Below are 19,932 nucleotides of genomic sequence, written 5' to 3'. Positions count from 1 at the left end.
CAAAACAAAACTTTCATTATCTTCGTAGATATGAAAAATAGAAAATCAAAATACGAAACCTTTAGAGAAAAAATCAAAATTATCCTGTATGGCACAAACACCATTTTAGGACGAATGTTTGATTTAGTTCTTTTAGGTTTGATTTTATTGAGCGTTTTATTAATTATGCTCGATACAGTTGAAGGAATCAGTCAAAAGTATCATGAACAACTGCTTATTTGCGAATGGGCGATTACTGTCTTTTTTACAATTGAGTATATTCTAAGAATTATCTCGATACAAAAACCAATTAAATACATTTTTAGTTTTTACGGAATCATCGATCTACTTGCCGTATTGCCAATGTATTTATCCATATTTTTTCCCGGTGCAAGCATTTTATCAATTGTCAGGGCATTACGTTTTTTCAGATTATTCAAAATACTACATATCCCGCAAATTTCACATCAATCTGCACAGCTTAAGGACGCTATAGAAGCCAGTAAAGAGAAAATTCTAGTATTCATTTATTTCGTTCTTATCAGTACCGTAATTATCGGTTCGGTTATGTATTTAGTCGAAGGCAAAGAATCAGGGTTTACCAGTATTCCCATGGGAATTTACTGGACAATAGTAACCTTAACAACAGTGGGATACGGCGATATTTCACCTCAATCACCTCTAGGACAATTTATTGCAGCATTAGTTATGATTTTAGGTTATGGAATTATTGCTGTTCCAACCGGAATTGTAACAGCAGAATTTGCAAAAAATACTTTAAAAAACAACACAGTAAGCGGTAAAAAAACATGCAGAAAATGTCAATCGCAATTACATTTTGACAACGCTAAATACTGCTACGAATGCGGAACCCAATTGCCAAATAATTAATTTATGGAGCTAATCCATCTGTACATTACAACTCCTCCTTATCTTTGTTGTTTTTTTAAGGCATAAAAGGAGCTTCCGCCGGTCGCTCTTTTACACCAAAAAAAACGAACAAATATAAGTCCGGGGTTTCCATTTCCATCTGGGCTAAAAAATATGAAATACCTAATAACCATTGTCGGACCAACTGCTATAGGCAAAACAGCCTTAAGTATTGCTTTGGCACAACATTTTAAATGCGAAATCGTTTCTTGCGACAGCCGTCAGTTTTTTAAAGAAATGACCATTGGAACCGCAGTTCCCAATCAAAACGAACTTAATTCAGCCCAACATCATTTCATTCAAAATAAATCCATTTTCGAAAATTACACCGTTGGCGATTACGAAAAAGAAGCTTTAGCCAAAATCGAAGAACTATTTCAAACCAATGACTTTGTAATTCTTATTGGCGGTTCAGGATTATATGTTGATGCTATTTTAAAAGGCTTCGACGAATTCCCGGAAATTGATCCAGAAGTCCGTTCCCAAGTAAATTCAAATTACGAAAAACTCGGAATTGAATATCTTCAGGAACAATTAAAAAACCTGGATCCAGAATATTATCAAAAAATAACTCTAGAAAATCCACAAACACTGCAAAACCCACAGCGAATGATGCGTTTTGTAGAAGTCTGCATTGGAGCACAAAAACCGTATTCATCATTTCTAAATCAAAAGAAAAACAATAGAAACTTCACTCCTATTTTAATAGGTTTAGACGCTGACAGAGAAATCATTTACAACCGAATCAACCAGCGAGTTGACATTATGATGAACGAAGGTTTATTAGAAGAAGCAAAAACCTTGTATCCTAATAAAGCGTTAAATGCACTTCAAACCGTTGGTTATAGAGAATTATTTAGTTATTTTGACGAAGAATTCACTTTGCCATTTGCCATTGAAGAAATCAAAAAAAACACCCGAAGATTCTCCAAAAGACAATTAACGTGGTTCAAGAGAAATGAAAACACAAAATGGTTTGATTATGCAGCAGATAGAAAAGAAATTATAGATTACATAGAAAATATAATAAAATGAAATTTTTAAAACTAATAGGAGATATTTTCTTTGTTTTCTGCACAGTTGTTTTAACTACAGCATTTTATACAACACTTAAGAAAAAAATTGAAAAACCAAATTTTAAAAATTTAGATACTACAGGATTTATATTTTTTGGAATAATCGTATTAAGCCTTATTTTTATAAGCTTTAAAATAGTATCAGCATATTTCAAAAAATCCAAAATATAAAATCTATTCTCTTTCATCTTTCTTCTATTCTCTAATAGAAAAAATCTAAACTCAACAATCTAAAATCTAAAATCAAAAAATGCCAATATCTCCAAATTTCACATCAGTTTTAAGTAAAGACTGGGAAATCAATTTCACACAATGCACACCAACAGGTTTCTTAAAATATACCGATTTGTGTAATATTTTACAATTAACCGCCGCAGCACATTCAGAAATTGGAGGAATTAGTTTTTATGATATGCAGGAATTTCACCAAGCCTGGGTTTTAAGCCGAATGCGCGTTGAAGTTCATGCCTTACCAAAATGGCAGGATGTTGTAACCGTAAAAACATGGATTAACAGTCTGGAAAATTCACGTTCTGTTCGTGCATTAGAAATGTACGTAAACGGGAAAAAAATCGTAGGCTGCGAAACCTATTGGGCAGTTTTCAATACACAAGCGCGTCGTCCTGAAGCTTTAGCACTTCCATACGAGCATTTCGAATTATTCCCAGAAAAAAGAGCAACAGAAGAAGGCTTCTCAAAAATAAACATCAATCACGAAAAAGAAGCTGTTTTTGAAAAAACAGTTTATTTATCTGATTTAGACATTGTAAATCATGTAAATAATGTGAAATATCTGGAATGGTGTTTAGATCACGTTGATCCAAAAAGAATTATGAAACAAGAAATTAAAAGCTTCGAAATGAATTTCATGAAAGAGCTTTCGCTAAAAGATAATGTTGTAATTCACGAAAGCGAAGACGATAATCATACAACAGCGACATTCAGCATTACAAAAGGTGAAAAAACTTGCTTTGCTTTGGAGCTGCATTGGAAATAAATAGAAGTTCGGAAATTTTAAACACCCTACTTTATCACAATATTGTCATTTCGACGAAGGAGAAATCTCCGCAAGAAACTCTACAAAGATTGGCAAATTATCTATGCGGAGCTACTTGCGAAGATTTCTCCTTCGTCGAAATGACAAACTTTGAGTATTTAACTAAAAAAAACGATGCAATTTTGCATCGTTTTTTATTTCAATCAAAATCACTTTGATTTCTTTTTAGAATCTTTTTTAGATTTCTTTTTTTTCTTTAGCAAATCGATTTTACCTTCAATTCTTTTCTCCACTTCACTAATATTGCATTCATAAGCAAATTGTAAAGAATGAAGTTTAGCATTTTTAATTTCTTTTAAAGCTTTCTTAAACTCATGCTGTGCTTCAAAAAGAATCGCTTTTTTAACGTAAATATCAGATTTATTGATTCCTTTTATCGTTAAAGCAAAATCAATTAATTTTTGTGCTTCCTCATAATCTTCGTTTAAAATTAAAGTCTGCAAATAATACGGATAAACTTCAAGCGCATGAATATTAATTGCTAAAGCTTCTTGAAAATAGGTTTTAGCTTCTTCATAATTCATTAATTGTTCAGCCTGAATTCTTCCGTATAAACACAAAACCATTGTATTTTTTGAATCATAAGAAAAAGCATAATCTAAAGATTCAATCGTTTCTTCAAGCGAATACGGATAATTATCCAAAGCCTGAAAAAGGTATTTATCAATTGTTTTCATTTCTTAAATCGTTTTTTAATTTCTGACGAGTTCCCTTGTAATTTTTCTCTACTTTATTCTTTTTAAAATCACTTCCAGTAAAAACCCTCACAGGATTTCCACGCTCAATATTGAGTTGGTTTTCCCATTGTTTGCCCACATGATTTTTAAGCTGAACCAGTTTCTCGTCTTCTAGTTTTTTTAATAATCTTTCTGTTGCCAGTTTTTTGTTTTGGTGCTGCGAACGGCTATCCATAGAAACTACTGCAATTCCTGTTGGAATATGCGTTGCCCGAATTGCCGAACTCACCTTGTTTACGTGCTGACCGCCAGCTCCCGAACTTCTCATTGCCTGATATTGAATATCATTTTCTGAAACTGAATCATTTTTCTGCGGTTCGATTTCAAAAATGCCAACAAACCAGTTCTTGCGTTTGTGCATTTTCCTAAACTGACTCTGACCAATCCACTGAATTGTTCCAATCCAAGATTTTACAAATTGGTCTGCATTTTTTCCTTTAATCGAAATTGAAGCTGTTTCAACCGTTCCGTTTTCTTCTCCAACTTCTCGTTGAAGCAGCACAACATCTAATTGTTGATCTTGCGCTTCTTCCAACACTTTTTTAAGCACTTGGGCCACGACCCAAGTGCATTCTGCAGGTCCGCGACCCGCTGTTATTTGAATTATTCTTTCCATTTTTCTAATATTTTAAGAAGCTTTGCTCTATTTTTCGCTTCTTTTATAAATTTTGGAAGTCTTGAAACCATTGTTCCATTACCACTACCATTATTATTTCTTTCTCTTAAACCAGCTTTAATGTATCTTTCTAAATACGTCATATGTTCCTGATTGTAAACCCAAAAAACCTTTCCTTTGATTTCCTTTTGAAACCAAAGAGGTAAATCATGCCAGTCGTCTCTTATTAAACCATCATTTTTAGGTTCTTCCCTAACTTCATAAATGGTCGGCTTTATTTCTTCCTGAAAACTACAATGCGGGCATTTAACCTGATACATTTCTGGTCTTTCTTTAAAAATCTGAGATTCATAATCGAATTTTTCAAAACAATAACTGCAATAGTGTCTCCCATATGCTTTGTACTGATAAATGGGTTCATCAATCTTATAAAAACAAGTTTTACACTCAAAAGACATTTTGGTACAATTTCCACATTTACAATCTCTAGCTACTTGTTTCAAGACTGCTTTAGATTCACATTTTGGACATTTAACTATTATCTCGTTATAAAAATTACCCAACCATTTATTTTCATCTTGAAATCTTTCCATAATTTTACTTTTTTAACGATCCATTCTAACAATCTTCGGCGTAAAAGTTCCTAAGACTTCGACCAAATCGGTTTGGTTTGCCATTACTTTTGTAATGTCTTTGTATGCCATTGGAGCTTCATCAATATTTCCACCAATCAAGGTTACATCATTGGCTTTCAAAACCTTTTTGATTTCGCTTTGTGTAAAAGTACTTTTGCATTTTGCTCTCGAAAACAGACGTCCGGCACCATGCGAAGCAGAATTTAAACTCTCCACATTTCCTTTCCCTTTTACAATGTAACCCGGAGCAGTCATTGAACCGGGAATAATTCCCAATTGACCTTCTCCAGCAGGAGTTGCTCCTTTTCGGTGCACAATACATTCCTGACCGTTTACCATTTCTTTCCATGCAAAATTGTGATGGTTTTCAATTGTTACCACTACTCTTTTCCCAATCGCTTTGGCAATTCGTCTGTGAATATCATCGTGACAGGCTTTTGCATATTCTCCGGCTAAATTCATTGCCAGCCAATATTCCTGACCATCGTGTGTATTCAAATCCAGCCAAGCTAAATGCTGTACATTTTTTGGTAACGGACATTGTTTTGTTGCCAAATAGGTATAATGTTTTGCAATATTTGCACCCAAACCACGAGAACCACTATGTGAAAGAACTGCGAAATATTCGCCTTTTTCAAGCTTCCATTCATTCTCCGGATTATCAATTTTAGCAATTCCGAATTCTACAAAATGGTTTCCTCCGCCTGAACTTCCTAATTGTTTATAGGCTTTTGGCAAAAGATTCTTTAGTAACGGAATATCCTGAAATTCACTTTTATGAAAAACTTCATGATCTACTCTTGAAACATGTGTTTCATTCATTCCGAATTTTGTATTGTCTTTTAAAATTGCTTCTAACTGATGTTCTTTTCCTTTGAAATGCGACGCTGGCAAATCAAAAATTGAAAGGCTCATTCGACATCCAATATCAACTCCAACTCCGTATGGAATCACAGCATTATCTGTTGCTAAAACTCCGCCTATTGGCAATCCATATCCTGAATGTGCATCCGGCATTAAAGCTCCGGCTACTGAAATTGGCAGTTTCAACGAATCATACAATTGAAATTTTGCCTGCTGGTCAATTTCATTTTCACCAAAAATAGTAAAAGGAGCTCTTGTTGCTTTAAGCTGATGCATTCTTACCTGAACCGGTTTTATCAAACCTTCTGCAACTTTTCCCCAGGCTCCGTGACCTTCAAATTTTTCAGGATTCAGCAGAACGTCTTTTGCCTCTGTTAGAATAGATTCCTTTTTTTCTCTTTTTCTATATCTGTTTATCTGCCCTAAGGCGATGTTTATTGAATTGTTCTTTGGAAAACCCAATTTAATCAGGTCTTTTCCAGTTAATTTATTTCCCATAAATTTTTTATAATTATGTTGATGCATAATCAAATCAGATTGAAGCCAATCAAGGATTCAAAATGAAATAAGCATGCGGATTTTTTATCCTTTCGGATAGTTTGTAAAATATTCTTCGGGAAAATTTTGAAGTGTCTAGAATAAAAAAAGCCCGAAACTAAATGTCTTCGGGCTTTTTTATATATCTAAAAATGTATTTCTAAGATTGAAATAAGCCACGAAGAAGTGCTGCACCAAATCCGTTTGGTGTGAAGCTTTGTGATGTCAATGTAAGTACAAACATTTTTCTTCGTTTTTAAAGGGTTATTATTTTTTTCGTCTGCAAATATTCAGAATTGTTTTTTGATTTTCCAAATTTATTTTTCAGAAAAGTCGTATGAAAAATATTTCCGGCATTAAATTCCTCACCAAACAAGAAGTTATTGTTTTGAAAATGAGGACAGTATATCCTGTGGAAATAAAATTAAAAATTCTAGTATTTTATGCCTTTTTTGTCATTTCGACTGAAAGAAGAAATCGCACATATATATCGACAAAGATTGGCGATTCTCTTTGCGTAGACGCACTGCTGTGCGTCTCTACGATATACATTATTTATAAATCAATCAGAATTTTAAAATGTAGAGATGCACTGCAGTGCATCTAACAAAAGATTGTTGACATTTAATTCCTTTCTAAACATAAAAAAAGCCCTGATTTCTCAGAGCTTTTATATTGTTTTTAGGTGAATTCGTTATTCAGAAACTTTGCTTTTCACAACTAATCTGAAACCTTCTCCGTGAATGTTAAGAATCTCAACATCTTCATCAGATTTAAGGTATTTTCTAAGTTTAGCGATGTAAACATCCATACTTCTTGAAGTAAAGTAGTTGTCATCTCTCCAGATTTTAGTCAAAGCTAATTCTCTTGGCATTAAGTCATTTTCATGAAGAATTAACATTTTAAGCAATTCATTCTCTTTTGGAGACAATTTGATTGGCTCTTCATCCTGGAAAGTCAAGAATCTAAGTTTTGAGTTTAAGTGGAATTTACCAATATTAAATTCAAATTGTACTTGTTCTGCTTTTGTATCAGCTGATTTTCTTTGAATAATCGCTTTGATTTTCATCAATAAAACTTCTGAATCAAAAGGTTTATTTAAATAATCGTCAGCACCAGCTTTGTATCCTTTTAACACATCTTCTTTCATAGATTTTGCTGTCAAGAAGATAATTGGCACTTCGCTGTTCTTTTCTCTAATTTCTTTTGCTAAAGTATACCCATCTTTATAAGGCATCATTACATCAAGAATACATAAATCGTAAACGTCTTTCTTGAATTTCTCGAAACCTTCCATACCGTTTTTAGCTAAAGTAACTTCAAAGTCATTTAACATTAGATAATCTTTAAGAACCGCCCCAAAATTTAGGTCATCTTCTACTAAAAGTATTCTTTTGTTAGTATTTTCCATATTTTAATTTATTAATGGTATTTTTATAATAAAGGTGCTACCTTTTCCTTTTTCGCTTTCAACATATACTTGACCATTATGGTCCTCTACAATTCTTTTTACGTACGCCAGACCTAAGCCGTGCCCTTTTACATTATGAAGGTCTCCAGTATGTTCTCTATAGAACTTCTCAAACACTCGTTTTTGAGCTATCTTACTCATTCCCAAACCATGATCTCTTACTTTTATCAAAATCATGTCTTTTACATTTTCTGTAAAAATTTCAATTTCAGGAGTATCAGGTGAATATTTTATGGCATTCTCTAAAATATTAACCAGAACGTTTGTAAAATGAACTTCATTGATCAAACAAGTCGTTCTTGCTGCGTTATAATGTTTTACTACTGTACCTTTTCTATCTTCTAAAATCAAATTTACATGCTCAATTGCATCGTCAATTACATCAGTTACAACAGTTGGTTCTTTAGTGATATCAAGTTCACGTTTTTCTAGTTTAGAAATACGTAAAACGTTTTCAACCTGGGCATGCATTCTTTTATTTTCATCCCTAATCATTTGAAGATATCTGTAGACTTTGTCTTTATCTTCAATAATTTTAGGATTTCTAATCGCATCAAGTGCTAAATTTATTGTCGCAATTGGAGTTTTAAACTCGTGCGTCATATTATTTATAAAATCTGTTTTGATTTCAGAAATATGTTTCTGACGCAACAATTGATTTAAGGCACTTGTGTATGCAACTATTATAATTAATGTAAAAACTATTGATAAAATAGTAATGCTTAATAATTCTGATAGTAAAAATTTCTTTTTATGAGGAAATGTAACTGACAATTCATATCTGCTATTTCCTTCGTTATCAGTATATATCGGAATATTATAAGTTGCCTCTTTATCATAGTGAAATCCATCCGATTTAATTTTGGTTGGAACACCACTGCTATAAATTCCAAATTCAAATTTGGTTTTAACTCCGTATTCTTGTAATTCTTTCTTTAAAAGCTTAGAAAGTTTATCTTTAGTAATTCTACCTTCAATTGGAGTTAAGGACGCAATATCTTTATACTGAATTTGCTGCTGAACTTTATTTAAAATATCTAAACTTCCTGATTTTTCAATTGTAAGGTCCGGTATTATGCTTTGACCTAAATTGTTATTATCAATTCCGTTATTGTTATTATAAACTTCGGTTACTCTTTTAGAGCTGAAATTCTTAAATCGCTCACTGCTGAATTTTTTATTAAAAAACGATCCGCTTATATCGTAATCTTCAGAAGTCAGTGTATTAGAATAAACAATTGTTTTATTTGTTTTTGCATTTCTTTGTACATAAAACACCTGAAGTAAGTCCTCTTTTTTGGGAATTTTACCTGTGCTGTCTTTTATGCGGTTATATTTATCGTAAAAACTGTATTCTTCTTGCTGTTCAAGCTTGTCTGCTACATTTCCGATAACTTGGGTAACGTGGTATTTAAACTGCTCTTCGTTATTTTTAAATGAAGAGTTAAACCAAAATACCTGCACTAGAATTATCCCTATCAAGGACAAACTCATCAGTAAAACAAGTATTCTAAAAAATAATTTATTCATCGAAACAAAATTAATATTTTAACAATATACTAAATAATACATTAACCAAATATTAACATTTAAGACTGTTTTTGTTTTATTTTCAAAATTTTAAGAATTTCAACTACTTCTTCTTTAGCAATTTTAAGATTACTGTTATTAATTACAAAATTGCTTAAAGAAATTCGTTTTTTATCATCCCACTGCATTTTCATTCTGCTTAAAACGTGTTCGCGTGTTGTATTATCACGCTTCATCACTCTTTCAATTCTTACTTCTTCTGGAGCAGTAACTGTAACTATATAATCAAATTCTTTGTATTTTCCGCTTTCAAATAAAATGGCAGCTTCGTAAACTACAAATGCTTCATTTTTATTTTGAGACAGCCAATGTTGAAAATCCTTTTTTACTGCAGGATGTACAATCGAATTTAAAACTGTTAATTTATCTGCATCATTAAAAACAATATCAGCTAATTTTGCCCGGTTTAAAACATTATTTTCAAAGAGCGATTCTCCAAAAGCATTTTTTATTGCAGTAATAATTTCTGCTGACTGCATTATCTTTTTAGCTTCATCATCTGCGATGTAAACAGGAATTCCCATTTCCTTAAAAAAAGCAGTGATTGTTGTTTTACCGCTTCCTATTCCGCCGGTCAAGCCGATAATTTTTGTCATATTATATCTTAAAAAACATACGAGGAAAAGCTTCTTGTGGTTTCTTCTTTAATAAAATAACTTTTACAAAAGATTCCAAAAATCCTGTTCCGTAACCGTAAAATTGTTTCCAAACAGCAATAACCGATAAATACCCAATTTTGATACTTTTATTTTGAATACTTGCTGTAAGAAAAATAATAACGAAATATACAAAATATAATTGTAATAAAATATCAATATTGAAAATTAATAGTAAAAAAGCTATCAATAAACCTACGATAAATACGGTTGGAAAGAAGAAAGTAAGCTTATTATGTTCTGGATACCAACTGTTTAATATTGGTCTTGCTATGCCGAATTTTTTTACCTGAATGGAGAATTTTTCCCAGTCAATTCTACGTTTGTGATACACAAAAGCCTCAGAAAACAGTCTGGTTTCAAATCCTAAGTTCCATAAACGGATCGATAAGTCGGGATCTTCGCCGGGATGAATGTTTCCAAAGCCTTTTGACGCTTCAAAAGCTTTCTTGGAAATTCCCATATTAAAGCTTCTTGGCTGAAACTTATTAATTTTTTCAGAACCGCCGCGAATCCCCCCTGTAGTAAGAAAAGAGGTCATGGCAAAATTGATTGCTTTTTGAATGTTCGAAAAGCTTTTCAAGGCTTTATCCGGCCCGCCAAAACAGTCCACATATTTTTCATCTAAAGCTTTACGAACTTCCGTTAAATAATTAGGCGGAATGATACAATCTGAATCAAAAATGATAAAATAATCCCCTCTCGCCTTTTGCATTCCAAAATTTCTGGAATCACCGGGGCCAGAATTTGGTTTAAAATAATATGAGATATTCAATTTCCCATCATAGTTCATTACAACATCTTTACAAGGAATCGATGATCCGTCTTCAACCAGAACAATTTCAAAAGGTTCGTTGTAATCAGATTTTGTAAGACTTTCTAAAAGTTCATCAACTTCGTCCGGACGATTATACACGGGTATAATTAAAGAAAAAATCATAGCGGGAATGCGGTTTTAAGTGGAATATTTTAAAAATTTAAAATTTCAGCAAAGATAGGTTATATTCATAAAAAAACCACCAACTTTTGGTTGATGGTTTTTACTGTAAGATTTATGTTTTTATTTGATACTGTCAATATTAACTACTTCATTAGCTTCTGCTTTGTAGTCAACTCCGTCAAATTCAAATCCAAATAAGTTTAAGAAATCATTTCTGTAACCTGCTAAGTCTCCAATAGCCGGTAACGTTTCTGTTGTCGCTTCTTTCCAAAGTTCAGCCACTTTTGCCTGAACATCGTCACGCATTTCCCAGTCGTCAATTCTAATTCTTCCTTTTTCATCAACAGGAACTTCAGAACCGTTATATAATCTATCCTGGAATAAACGCTGAATCTGCTCGATACATCCTTCGTGAATACCTTCTTCTTTCATGATTTTATACAAAAGAGAAATATATAAAGGAATAACCGGAATTGCAGAACTAGCCTGTGTAACTAATGCTTTGTTTACAGAAACATAAGCTTTTCCACCAATAGATTTTAAGTTATCTGTGATAGTAAATGCTGTAGCTTCTAAATGGTCTTTTGCACGACCAATTGTTCCTTTACGGTAAACTGCTTCTGTTAATGCTGGCCCAATATAAGAATAAGCAACTGTTGCAGCACCTTCTGCCAATAAATTTTCATTTTTTAAAGCATCGATCCACATTGCCCAGTCTTCACCTCCCATTACAGCAACTGTGTTTTCAATATCTTCCTCATTTGCAGGAGCGATTGAAACCTCAGTTACATTTCCTGTATGAAAGTCAACTGTTTTGTTTGTAAATGTCTGTCCGATTGGTTTTAAAACTGAACGGTGTGTAACTCCTGTATTAGGATTTGTACGCACTGGAGAAGCTAAACTGTAAATTACAAGATCTACTTGTCCTAAATCAGCTTTTATTAAATCTAATGTTTCTCTTTTTATTTCATTTGAAAAAGCATCTCCGTTGATACTTTTTGCATATAGACCTGCTTTATGAGCTTCAGCTTCAAAAGCTGCAGAATTATACCATCCTGGTGAAGCTGTTTTTCCTTCAACTGGCGGTTTTTCGAAAAATACTCCAATTGTAGCAGCATCAGATCCAAAAGCACTTGTGATTCTTGAAGCTAATCCGAAACCTGTTGAAGCACCAATAACTAATACTTTTTTTGCTCCGGCAATTGCACCTTTTGATTTGATATATTCAATTTGATTTTTAACGTTTTGCTCAGCTCCCTTTGGGTGGGCAGTCAAACAAATAAATCCTCTCATTCTAGGTTCTATAATCATACTCTTTTTATTTACTCATAAATTAATCATTATCAAGATAAATGACAACTTATGCCTGTTTTGTTTAATTATTTTTCGATGACAAATATAAAGTATTTCTTTAGTTCAACAAGGCTTTGGCGTGATTTAAAGCCGAATCTGAAACGACTGCTCCTGATAACATTTGAGCAATTTCTATAACTCTTTCGTCCTGAGACAGTAACTTTAATTCTGACTGTGTATGATCACCTACTGTTGCTTTAGAAACTTTAAAGTGCGAATCGCCTTTTGCTGCAATCTGCGGTAAATGCGTAATCGCAAAAATCTGCATTTTGGCACTCATTTCTTTCATAATCTCACCCATTCTAATGGCAATTTCTCCCGAAACTCCGGTGTCAATTTCATCAAAAATTAAGGTTGGTAATTTTGAATACTGCGCTAAAATTGCTTTTACTGCCAGCATAATACGTGACATTTCTCCGCCTGAAGCCACTTTTTTCAATAAACCAAAATCAGTTCCTTTATTGGCAGAAAACAAGAACTGTAATTCATCTTTTCCGTTTTGGAAATAGGTTTCTGATGGTAAAAGTTCCATATTAAAACGAACATTTGGCATTCCTAATGTTTCTAAAATCGAGATTAACTGATTTGATAAAACCGGAATTGCATTTATTCTGTTTTGATGAATTGTTGCTGCAAAAGCATCTAATTCTGCTGCTTTTTCTTCGATTGATTTAGATAAGTTTTCGATTTCTTCCTCAATATTATCTAATTCTAAAAGTGTATTTCCTAAATCGGCCTGAATTTGAAGTAATTCGTCTACAGAATTAACGTGATGTTTCTTTTGCAAATTAAAAATTAACTGCAGTTTTTGACTTACTAATTCTAATTGCTCCGGATCGTTTAATAATTTTTCTGAAGCGTTTTGCAATTCTTTTGAAACATCATCAAATTCAATTGAAATACTGGTGATTCGTTCAAAAAAGTTTTGATATTCAGCTGAAAAAGGCGCAATCTTTTGGAGTGCGTTTTTAATTTCATTAAGATTATGAAATACACCAAATTGCTCTTCGTTAGCAATTACAAGCGATTTATCAATTGACTCTTTTATAATTTCGACGTTATTCAGTTTTTCAAAATCAGCTTCTAATTCTGCCTGTTCTCCAGATTTTAATTTAGCCGAAACCAATTCATTTAATAAAAAAGTATTGTATTCCTGCTCTTTTCCTGAATCGCTTTGCTTTTTTAGTAAAGCGTTTAATTTTGATTTCTCTGATTTATAAACTTTTAATAGATTTTGATACGTTAGAATGGTATCAAAATTATTTGCAATAGCATCAATTATTTTGAATTGAACTGTTTCATCAGACAATTCCTGAGTTTGCTGCTGCGAATGTATGTCTATTAAAAAAAGACTCAAATCCTGTAATTCCTGAAGGTTTACAGGACTGTCGTTTATAAAAGCTCTTGATTTTCCCGAAGGTAAAATTTCACGTCTAATTATGGTTTCATCCTCATAATCGAGATCATTTTCTGCAAAAAAATCTTTTAAGTTGTATTTAGAAATTTCAAAATGTGCTTCAATAACACATTTTTCTTCTTTGTTTTTTAATGAAGTTAAATCTGCTCTTTTTCCTAAAACGAGTCCAATGGCTCCTAATATAATCGATTTTCCTGCTCCTGTTTCACCAGTAATTATAGAAAAACCTTTTGAAAAATCAATAGAAAGCTTTTCAATCAGAGCATAATTTTTAATCGATAGTGAAGTTATCATAAAGGGGAATTATAAAAATAAAGTGCTACGAAGAAAGGAAAAAAAATTAAGTTTTTAAAACTTAATTTGCGACCATTTTGAATTATTTAAAGGTGAAACCCTATTCAAAATATCTGTTAAGTCTGTAACCGGAATACTTGGGCCTCCGGAAAAAATAGAAACTATTTCATCTGATTTTGCATCAAAAAATACGCGGGTCAAAAATGCATTTGGCCTAACTGAGTTTACTTTTCCTATAAGCAATAAAGAAGATTTTACTTTTTCTTTTGCTGCTTTTAAATCATTGCTCATGGCATCTAAACCTGTATGATACAAAAAGGTGGTCTGACGTAAATCAGTATACATTGGAGAAAGCATATCTGTTATTAAATAATAACGGTTTTGAAGCCCGTCTGTTTGGCTCCATCCTCTAAATCCGCCTTGCTGCGCAACGCTTGCAATGTTTTGAGCTGTTTCAAAATACTGATTTCCGGCCCCGCTTTGAAATGTATCAGCATCCATACCTAAAATTATGTAACTGTAAAAAGATACTACAGATACTAAATTTGATTCGAAAACAGTTGGATTAAACAATAATGGTTCGTATTCTGTGTATCTAAAATTAAAGTCTTTGTCATTAAAATTCAGAACAGGCGAAGAATAAGTCGAATTGTAAATTAATCTTGAAGACTGTACCTGAATAGTTCCTGTAAACTGGTCAGAACTATACGATGACAATGTAATATACATGGAGCAATTAATTCTTTCATGCTGTTTTAAGGCAGATCCAGTTCCTGTCCAGTCTGTTTTGTTTACAAACTCAGATAAAGAAGTCTGCAGCGTTTTAAAAACCTGCTGATTTGGTGTAGGAAGCCTTTCAGTATTGATAGTTACTGTACAATTTAGCTGCTGCGCCTGAGTAAAGCCAAAAATAAAAAATACGAAAAGTGTAACTATTTTGTTCATACAAATAAAATTTTATTATCAGCAAAAATAGAACAACTATTCTTACTTTTTATAAAATATTTTAAATCTTTATGATTTTGAAAAATGTGAAATCACTTTGTTTAAAATATCAACTGCTACAAATTCTTTCGATTTTAATTCCATTGGCTCGATATTAAAGTTTTTATCAATAAATGTTACTTTATTGGTTTCTTTTTTAAAACCGGCACCTTCATCCTGCAAAGAATTTAGAACTATCAAATCTAAGTTTTTTTTCTGGATTTTCAGCTTAGCATTTTCAATTTCATTTTCGGTTTCAAGGGCAAAGCCTATTAAAAACTGATTCTTTTTAATAGCTCCTAAAGAGGATAAGATATCTTTTGTTTTCTCTAATTCAATCGAAAACTCACTTGCATTTTTCTTAATCTTTTGTAACGCAACCTCTTTTGGTTTGTAATCTGCTACGGCCGCTGCTGCGATTGCGGCATCAGAATCATCATAATGTTTGTGGCAGGCGTCGTACATTTCCTGAGCCGACATTATATTTATAACTTCAATCGAAGGATTTTTAGCTTTATAATGTGTTGGTCCCGAAACTAAAACAACCTGTGCTCCAAGATTTGCTGCCGCATTTGCAATATCAAATCCCATTTTTCCAGAAGAATGATTTCCTATAAAACGTACGGGATCTATTGCTTCGTATGTTGGACCTGCAGTTATTAGTATTTTTTTTCCTTTAAGGGGTAATTTGCTTTCTAAATCTGCTTCAAGAAAAGCTACGATATTTTCTGGTTCAGCCATTCGGCCTTCTCCGGATAAACCACTTGCTAATTCTCCTTTTTCAGCTGGAATAATAATATTTCCAAATTGCTTTAAAGCATTGAAACTAGAAATTGTAGAGGGGTGTTTGTACATGTCCAAGTCCATTGCGGGAGCAAAATAAACTGGACATTTAGCCGATAAGTATGTAGCAATTAAAAGATTATCGCAATTTCCTGTTGCCATTTTAGACATTGTATTTGCTGTTGCAGGAGCTATCAGCATCAAATCTGCCCAAAGACCTAATTCAACGTGATTATTCCATACAGCATCTTCATTGTCGTCGTTAAAGAAACTGGAATGTACAGGATTTTTTGATAAGGTAGATAATGTAAGCGGGGTTACAAAATCCTTAGAAGCAGGTGTCATTATCACTTGGACATGTGCACCTGCTTTTATAAAAAGTCGTACTAATGAGGCTGTTTTATACGCTGCAATTCCACCGGAAACTCCCAGTAAAATCTTTTTTCCGTTTAAAACTGACATTATACTATATTATTTGTTTGAACCTCTGTGGTAAGTTTTTCCGTCTAACCATTCCTGAACAGCTAAAGCGTGTGGTTTTGGTAATTTTTCGTAAAATTTAGAAACTTCAATTTGTTCTTTATTTTCAAAAACTTCTTCAAGACTGTCATTATAAGTAGCAAACTCTTCTAATTTCTCAGTTAATTCTTTTTTAATTTCAGAATTAATTTGGTTTGCTCTTTTAGCCATAATGGTAATTGCTTCATACACATTTCCTGTTGGCTCTTCAATAACTGTTTTATTGTAAGTTATTGTGTTAACAGGAGCATTCGTCTTTTTTAAATCCATGACTTATTTTTATTTAGTATATTTTTGTAAATCCGTTTCAACTCTGGCATTCATTTCGTCTGCCTCTTTTTTATATTTTGTATCGCTTTTAAACTTAATTAAGTTTGCATAAGCTGTTTTTGCAATATTTAAACGTTCTTCCATTTTTGAAGGAACACTGTTTATTGCTAACTTATATGCTGAATCATATTTGTAAAACAAAGCGTCTTCTTTGAAAGGAGTTCCCGGAAAATCAGCTATAAAATTATCAAAAGCTACAAGAGCTGATTTATAATCTGAAATTGTATTATATCCTTTAGCATTTTCGTATGCCTTTTTCTCTAATTTTCCATTTAAAACCTGTACTGTTTTATTTGCCTCAGGTATATATTCTGAATTTGGATAATTATCAATAAACGCTTGTAATTTTTCTAAAGCTTTTACCGTATCAGCCTGATCTAAACTGTAAACCGGAGATAATTTTGAATAACTGTAAGCTCCTAAATAAGCACATTCCTGTACTTTTTCGCTTCGCGGATATCCTGAAACAAAACTTTCAAACTGGTATCCTGCCAGATAGTATTGTTTTGTTTTGTAATAAGACTGTGAAAACATATAAAAAAGTTTTTCAGCCTGAGGTTTACCTCTATATGTTGGCGCTAATTGTTCAAAAAGACGAATGGCTTTATTATACTTGCCAGCTTCGTACATTTTTGTCGCCACTTCGAACTTTGCTGCAACATCTTCATTTTTTAATGCCTTTTGGTAATCACTACAAGAACAAAAAAGGGCTACAACAATTAATAGAGATACTATTTTTTTCATTTATTTACTTTTATTATGATTTTCTTAGACATTATGCCAAAGTAAAAATCACACCGAAGCTTTCGGGTGCAAATTTAGTCATTAATTTAGCGACTGCAAAATAATTTTTTAGTATCTTATAATACTAACACTTTAACAATTATTTAATGCTATTTTTTACAAACTCATTTAATCTTGCTGCTAAAGCGTCATCTACAGAAACCAAAGGTAATCGCACCACATTTTCAGCAATACCAAGGGCTTGAAAGATTTGTTTTATTCCGGCAGGGTTTCCTTGTTCGAAAATCATATCAATACAATCTGCTAAAAAGTATTGTGTTTTAAACGCTTCAACTGCTTTCTTATTCAATCCTAAGCGAATCATTTCTGAAAATTCTTTTGGAAAACCTTGTCCAATTACTGAAATAACACCTGCCCCACCCGCTAAAACGATAGGTAAAGCGATCATATCATCTCCGGAAATTACCAGAAAATCTTTTGGTGCATCTTTTATAAGTTTTAATGCCTGGGCCATGTCTCCTGCTGCTTCTTTTATTGCTACGATATTTTTAAAATCATTAGCTAAACGAACAACTGTTGATGGAAGCATATTGCTTGATGTTCTTCCCGGAACGTTATATAATATTACAGGAATTGGAGATGCTTCTGCAATTGCTTTAAAGTGCTGGTAAATTCCTTCCTGCGTTGGCTTATTATAATATGGTGAAACTGAAAGTATGGCTTCAAAAGCAGAAAAATCTCTTGTTTTTAATTCTTCAACAATCTGCATCGTGTTATTTCCTCCAACTCCAAGAACTAATGGCAGTCTTCCTTTATTAACATCAATTACGGTGCTGATAACTAACTCTTTTTCTTCTGTTGTTAAGGTAGCATTTTCTGCTGTTGTACCCATAACAACAAGATATTCAACTCCTCCGTCAATCGAAAAGTTAACGACACGCTGCAACGCTTCGATATCTACTGAAAAGTCTTTTTTAAATGGGGTTACAAGCGCAACACCAGTTCCTATTAATGATTGCATATTTTGATTTATAATTTTATTTTATACTTTTTAAATATTTAAACAATTCTGAAATGAAAAGTTTATACTCTGCTATTGTAGTGTTAATCATCCAGCGATTTAATTTATCATCGACGGAAGAAAATCCTACTTTAAATTTTGCTTTTGATTTACTTGTGATCATCATTAAAATGGGAGTTTCCTCTTCATAATAACTAATCAAAAGATCAAATTCTGTATCTGCAAATTCATTTAAAAAAACTTCTGTAACCTGTCCTTTCCAATCGATATGTTTTTTACCAAAAGTTGGTCTTGAGTACTCTTTTTTCTTGTCGAATTTACGTCTGTACGCAACAATTTTTATGTTTTTTGGAGCAATTCCATTTGCTTCAAGTTCTTTTATTAACTCTTTAGATTGGCGAAAATTACTCTCATCAACCAGCAAACCAATGGTTTGTATATTGCTTGTAAAAACTTCGTTTTTGATAGTTTTTAAGTTATTTTTTAATGATTTTTTTACAAAAAATTCTCTTGTATAATCTAAAAACATAGTACTTTTACGAATTACAAAATTAATTATTTAAGCCGCATTTAAAATGGTAAAACTAAAAAAGTATAACCGATTTTTAAAACTTTTTGTTATATTCTTAACACTAACTACAATATTTTCTTGCAGCCCCAAGAATTATAATTTAACGAAGATAGAAGGAAAACAGATTCCGGTTGCAGAAAATAGTGCACAAACTCCAGAAATTGAGAATTTTATTAAACCTTATCGCGATCATATTAATAAGGATTTAGACAGCGTTTTAGCCTATTGTCCTGAAACTCTTGATAAAAGTACAGGGAAATGGCAGACTTCTATTGGAAATTTAATAGCCGACGTCTGCTTAGAAAGAGGTAATAAAGTTTTTAAAATGCGTGAAAATAAAAGTATCGATATCTGCTTTTTAAATCATGGCGGTATCAGAGCAATTTTACCTAAAGGAAATGTTACAACGAGGTCTGCTTTTGAAATTATGCCGTTTGAAAATAGTCTTGTTGTTGTGGCTTTAAAAGGAGAACAGATTTTAGAAATGACTTCTTATATTATTAAAGATAAAAAACCGCATCCTTTGTCTGGAATGACTTTTACTATTGCAAAAGACAATACGGCAAAAAATATACTGATTCAGGGACAACCATTTGACGTTAATAAAACGTATTATGTTGCTACAAACGATTATTTGGCAAAAGGCAATGACTACATGAGTTTCTTTACAAAAAATATTCAGAAATATGATTTGAATTATAAACTTCGAAATGTTTTAATTGATTATTTCAAGGAAGTTGATACGATTCCGGTTCCTAGAGATATTCGTATTACAGAAGAGTAAAAAAAGTTTGCCACTAATTACACTAATTTGCACAAATTTTAAGT

21 protein-coding genes are annotated in these 19,932 nt (G+C 32.4%); 5 read left to right on the top strand and 16 right to left on the bottom strand.

The genetic code is table 11. From position 1 onward, the window contains the following. The first annotated feature begins 30 nt into the window (after window positions 1–30). The 4 genes from APR43_RS11810 to APR43_RS11795 all read left to right on the top strand — a co-directional run bounded on the left by APR43_RS11810 (window position 31) and on the right by APR43_RS11795 (window position 2,982). A complete protein-coding gene (locus APR43_RS11810; RefSeq protein ID WP_053472153.1) occupies window positions 31–870 on the top strand; it encodes an ion transporter in 840 nt (279 codons plus the stop codon). Window positions 871–1,023: 153 nt separating this feature from the next. Beyond that, a complete protein-coding gene (miaA, locus tag APR43_RS11805) occupies window positions 1,024–1,944 on the top strand; it encodes a tRNA (adenosine(37)-N6)-dimethylallyltransferase MiaA (protein WP_053472152.1) in 921 nt (306 codons plus the stop codon). Further along, a complete protein-coding gene (locus APR43_RS11800; protein ID WP_053472151.1) occupies window positions 1,941–2,156 on the top strand; it encodes a hypothetical protein in 216 nt (71 codons plus the stop codon). Before miaA ends, APR43_RS11800 begins: the two co-directional genes overlap by 4 nt. Window positions 2,157–2,235: 79 nt before the next feature. Continuing rightward, window positions 2,236–2,982 (top strand): acyl-[acyl-carrier-protein] thioesterase, encoded by a 747-nt coding sequence (locus APR43_RS11795; RefSeq protein WP_053472150.1) that lies wholly within the window; start codon window positions 2,236–2,238, stop codon window positions 2,980–2,982. A gap of 209 nt (window positions 2,983–3,191) precedes the next feature. Here APR43_RS11795 and APR43_RS11785 read toward each other — a convergent pair whose 3' ends face one another. From APR43_RS11785 to APR43_RS11710, 16 genes are all read right to left on the bottom strand, one after another. Next, on the bottom strand, window positions 3,192–3,719 hold the full coding sequence (locus tag APR43_RS11785) for a hypothetical protein (RefSeq protein WP_053472148.1): 528 nt from the start codon (window positions 3,717–3,719) through the stop codon (window positions 3,192–3,194). Next, the gene (prfH, locus tag APR43_RS11780; RefSeq protein ID WP_053472147.1) at window positions 3,706–4,395 is read right to left on the bottom strand and encodes a peptide chain release factor H; all 690 of its coding nucleotides are present in this window, start codon (window positions 4,393–4,395) and stop codon (window positions 3,706–3,708) included. Before prfH ends, APR43_RS11785 begins: the two co-directional genes overlap by 14 nt. Next, the gene (locus tag APR43_RS11775; protein WP_053472146.1) at window positions 4,383–4,988 is read right to left on the bottom strand and encodes a hypothetical protein; all 606 of its coding nucleotides are present in this window, start codon (window positions 4,986–4,988) and stop codon (window positions 4,383–4,385) included. The genes prfH and APR43_RS11775 overlap by 13 nt, the downstream gene beginning before the upstream one ends. 12 nt (window positions 4,989–5,000) lie before the next feature. Beyond that, the gene (locus APR43_RS11770; protein WP_053472256.1) at window positions 5,001–6,392 is read right to left on the bottom strand and encodes an RtcB family protein; all 1,392 of its coding nucleotides are present in this window, start codon (window positions 6,390–6,392) and stop codon (window positions 5,001–5,003) included. 733 nt (window positions 6,393–7,125) lie between these two features. Next, a complete protein-coding gene (locus APR43_RS11765) occupies window positions 7,126–7,842 on the bottom strand; it encodes a response regulator transcription factor (protein ID WP_012025443.1) in 717 nt (238 codons plus the stop codon). Window positions 7,843–7,845: 3 nt separating this feature from the next. Then, the gene (locus APR43_RS11760) at window positions 7,846–9,432 is read right to left on the bottom strand and encodes a sensor histidine kinase (RefSeq protein ID WP_053472145.1); all 1,587 of its coding nucleotides are present in this window, start codon (window positions 9,430–9,432) and stop codon (window positions 7,846–7,848) included. A 59-nt stretch (window positions 9,433–9,491) separates the two neighbouring features. Further along, window positions 9,492–10,088, bottom strand: coding sequence for a dephospho-CoA kinase (gene coaE / locus APR43_RS11755; protein WP_053472144.1), 597 nt, complete (start codon window positions 10,086–10,088; stop codon window positions 9,492–9,494). A 1-nt stretch (window position 10,089) separates the two neighbouring features. Next, window positions 10,090–11,088, bottom strand: a complete 999-nt coding sequence (locus APR43_RS11750; protein WP_053472143.1) for a glycosyltransferase — start codon at window positions 11,086–11,088, stop codon at window positions 10,090–10,092. 120 nt (window positions 11,089–11,208) lie between these two features. Then, window positions 11,209–12,399, bottom strand: a complete 1,191-nt coding sequence (fabV, locus tag APR43_RS11745; RefSeq protein WP_053472142.1) for an enoyl-ACP reductase FabV — start codon at window positions 12,397–12,399, stop codon at window positions 11,209–11,211. A 100-nt stretch (window positions 12,400–12,499) separates the two neighbouring features. Continuing rightward, window positions 12,500–14,152 carry a DNA repair protein RecN gene (recN, locus tag APR43_RS11740; RefSeq protein ID WP_053472141.1) on the bottom strand — a complete coding sequence of 551 codons (1,653 nt, stop codon included), beginning with the start codon at window positions 14,150–14,152 and terminating at the stop codon, window positions 12,500–12,502. Between the two features lie 54 nt (window positions 14,153–14,206). Further along, window positions 14,207–15,097 (bottom strand): DUF4835 family protein, encoded by an 891-nt coding sequence (locus APR43_RS11735; protein WP_053472140.1) that lies wholly within the window; start codon window positions 15,095–15,097, stop codon window positions 14,207–14,209. Window positions 15,098–15,166: 69 nt separating this feature from the next. After that, window positions 15,167–16,381: a bifunctional phosphopantothenoylcysteine decarboxylase/phosphopantothenate--cysteine ligase CoaBC gene (coaBC, locus tag APR43_RS11730; RefSeq protein ID WP_053472139.1), complete on the bottom strand. Its 1,215-nt coding sequence runs from the start codon at window positions 16,379–16,381 to the stop codon at window positions 15,167–15,169. A gap of 9 nt (window positions 16,382–16,390) precedes the next feature. After that, window positions 16,391–16,708 (bottom strand): DNA-directed RNA polymerase subunit omega, encoded by a 318-nt coding sequence (locus APR43_RS11725; RefSeq protein WP_007807938.1) that lies wholly within the window; start codon window positions 16,706–16,708, stop codon window positions 16,391–16,393. 9 nt (window positions 16,709–16,717) lie between these two features. After that, complete coding sequence (locus tag APR43_RS11720) at window positions 16,718–17,512, bottom strand: outer membrane protein assembly factor BamD (protein ID WP_053472138.1); 795 nt, start codon at window positions 17,510–17,512, stop codon at window positions 16,718–16,720. Window positions 17,513–17,651: 139 nt separating this feature from the next. Beyond that, complete coding sequence (gene dapA / locus APR43_RS11715) at window positions 17,652–18,533, bottom strand: 4-hydroxy-tetrahydrodipicolinate synthase (RefSeq protein ID WP_053472137.1); 882 nt, start codon at window positions 18,531–18,533, stop codon at window positions 17,652–17,654. 16 nt (window positions 18,534–18,549) lie between these two features. Then, entirely contained in the window at window positions 18,550–19,062 is a 513-nt protein-coding gene (locus APR43_RS11710; protein ID WP_053472136.1) for a DUF6913 domain-containing protein, read from the bottom strand. A gap of 46 nt (window positions 19,063–19,108) precedes the next feature. On the opposite strand from APR43_RS11710, the gene APR43_RS11705 reads away from it, so the two are divergent. Beyond that, window positions 19,109–19,888: a 5'-nucleotidase C-terminal domain-containing protein gene (locus tag APR43_RS11705; protein ID WP_053472135.1), complete on the top strand. Its 780-nt coding sequence runs from the start codon at window positions 19,109–19,111 to the stop codon at window positions 19,886–19,888. Window positions 19,889–19,932 lie beyond the last annotated feature (44 nt).

This window comes from Flavobacterium sp. NLM (assembly GCF_002210235.1).
GTDB lineage: Bacteria > Bacteroidota > Bacteroidia > Flavobacteriales > Flavobacteriaceae > Flavobacterium > Flavobacterium panici.
This window is presented reverse-complemented; position numbering and strand designations above follow the sequence as displayed.